The sequence below is a fragment of the Vibrio sp. 1727 genome (genome assembly GCF_033344415.1).
Classification (GTDB): Bacteria; Pseudomonadota; Gammaproteobacteria; order Enterobacterales; family Vibrionaceae; genus Vibrio; species Vibrio alginolyticus.
The window spans coordinates 1-726 of record NZ_JAWPOT010000238.1; the positions used below are offsets into that span (position 1 = coordinate 1).

Below are 726 nucleotides of genomic sequence, written 5' to 3' on the forward strand. Positions count from 1 at the left end.
CAGCTGCGCTGACTAGAGCCGACCGAAGCCGGCAATGTGGTTAACCGTTTTCAGCACCCTGCAGAACAACAGGGTTGGAACTGAATAAGTAACCATCAAAATTCGGGTCATCGATGTCAGACAGCTCCAACAGGCGCTGTTTAACGTTTTCAAGGTGTTGCCACATGGCATTTTTTGCAGCGATTGGATCTTTACGCTGCAATGCGGCAAGGATTTTGGCGTGATCGTCTAACCACTCTTCACGGTAGTCTTGACCAGCAATGTGAGAATGAAGTTTCTTCCACATTGGGCTGCTCTCGCGTCGCTCCCAAGATTGCTTCAACATGTCCACCAGCACAGAGTTTTGAGTTGCCTCTGCAATGCATATGTGAAACTTCTCATCACCGTTGCAATCTGCGGTGCCACTGGCAAGTTCTTCTCGTTCTAACTCAAGGGCTGCACGCATTTTCACGATGTCGCCAGGCGTTACTTGCATCGCTGCAAATTCCGCAATGTTACTTTCAAGCAACTGGCGAGCTTGGAGCATTTCAAACGGACCGGCATCATCGCTGATCACGTTCTCACGGGAGTTCGGTTGAGATGGAATATTGATGACATACACTCCAGAACCTTTCTTCACTTCGACAAGGTTTTCCAGCTCCAGCATGATGATCGCTTCACGCACTACTGTGCGGCTAACGTCGAGACGTTCTGCGATATCGCGCTCAGGCGGCAGCCTATCTCCGA

The 726-nt window shown here is 50.1% G+C and carries 1 protein-coding gene; it reads right to left on the reverse strand.

The annotated features are described in order from the left end of the window. Positions 1 to 40: 40 nt before the first annotated feature. Positions 41 to 726, reverse strand: a 686-nt coding sequence (locus R8O10_RS24995; RefSeq protein ID WP_318191927.1) for an FCD domain-containing protein, incomplete at its 5' end; no start/stop codon positions are given.